Source organism: Desulfovibrio inopinatus DSM 10711 (assembly GCF_000429305.1).
Taxonomy (GTDB): domain Bacteria; phylum Desulfobacterota; class Desulfovibrionia; order Desulfovibrionales; family Desulfovibrionaceae; genus Alteridesulfovibrio; species Alteridesulfovibrio inopinatus.
Window position 1 is genome coordinate 1 of sequence record NZ_AUBP01000067.1, and the last position, 1,417, is coordinate 1,417.

Below are 1,417 nucleotides of genomic sequence, written 5' to 3' on the forward strand. Positions count from 1 at the left end.
GCCTTCCCGGTTGCGGCCGACACCGTGATTTATATGGGATCTATGGTGGCGGTGAATTCGAGCGGCTACGCGGTTCCGGCTGCGGATGCGGCCGGGCTGATCGTGGCGGGGGTGGCGTCGGCACAGGCAGACAATACCGGGGGCGCGGCCGGCGATGTTGACGTGATTGCCCGACGCGGCGTGTTTGGGGTTGAACTGTCGGCCACGAACCCGCCGACAAGCAGCGATATCGGTGTTGTTTACGTTGAAGACGACCAGACCGCGAGTACGGCAATCGGGACGAACAGTATCGAGGCCGGTGAATTGCTCGGGGTTGACGATGCGTACGCCTGGGTGCGGATCTAAGGAGTAACGAACATGTTGGTGAATAAAGCGAATTTGGCCGCATTGTATCGCGGCCTGAAAACCGAATTCCAAGACGCCTTGAGCGGCGTGCCCTCGGATTACGAAAAGATTGCCGATGTGCTGACCTCGACGACGGCTATCGAAGACTACACATGGATTGCTGATTTTCCGGCGTTACGGGAATGGATCGGAGACAAAGTCATTAAACAGCTCTCCGGTTTCAAATATACCGTCGTCAACAAAGACTTTGAAAGCACGATTGCGGTCAAACGGAATGACATCGAAGACGATCGGATCGGCGCATATGGCCTCAAAGCCAAAGCCACGGGACGAGCTGCCGGAGCATGGCCCAATCGGTTGATTTTTGGTCTGCTCTCCAAGGGATGGGCCACCGCCTGCTATGACGGCAAGGCGTTTTTTTCAGCGGAACATAAGGTTGCCGGGAAAGCCGTCTCGAATTCCGGCGGCGGGACGGGGACGGCTTGGTATCTGCTCGATACCACCCAGGCGCTCAAGCCGCTTATCATGCAGCTCCGGAAAAAGCCGCAAATGGTTGTTCAGGATGATCCGCAGACCGACTCCGTGTTTAAACGCGGTGAGTATCTTGTGAGCGTGGAAGCGCGCGGTAATGCCGGTTTCGGGCTGTGGCATTGTGCGTATGGGAGCAAGCAAGACCTGGACCCTACTGCGTTTAAGACGGGCCGAGCAGCCATGATGTCCTTGACCGACGACAACGGCGACCCATTGGGCATCAATCCGAATGTTTTGGTTGTGCCGCCGTCCTTGGAAGAAAATGCTTTGGAAATCCTCAAGGCCGAAAAACTGGCCGATAACACTTCGAATATTTGGCGCGGTATGGCCGAATCGTTGGTATCGCCCTGGCTGTCGGCGATTGCCTAATCGGACAATGATTCGTCTCAACCCTTTTGACCTAGGTTTGACCTAGTCCAAACGGACAATACGCATGACCTATGCTCTTCCCGATGACTTGATTGCACTCCTGCCTGAAGACGAGCTGTTGCAGCTTGCCGACGACAGCGGGAGCGCGGGCATGGATGATCCGGCTGTTATG

At 56.1% G+C, this 1,417-nt stretch carries 2 protein-coding genes; both read left to right on the plus strand.

Annotation, left to right across the window (positions count from 1 at the left end; all coding sequences use genetic code 11):
• The coding region (locus tag G451_RS34665) for a hypothetical protein (RefSeq protein WP_027185687.1) at positions 1-345 on the plus strand (345 nt) is incomplete at its 5' end.
• A 12-nt stretch (positions 346-357) separates the two neighbouring features.
• Positions 358-1,245, plus strand: coding sequence for a Mu-like prophage major head subunit gpT family protein (locus tag G451_RS0120360; RefSeq protein WP_027185688.1), 888 nt, complete (start codon positions 358-360; stop codon positions 1,243-1,245).
• Positions 1,246-1,417 lie beyond the last annotated feature (172 nt).

Bases quoted from the DNA above. Each gene is read 5' to 3' on its own strand.
- G451_RS0120360 (WP_027185688.1), top strand. From the start codon at position 358: ATGTTGGTGAATAAAGCGAATTTGGCCGCATTGTATCGCGGCCTGAAA.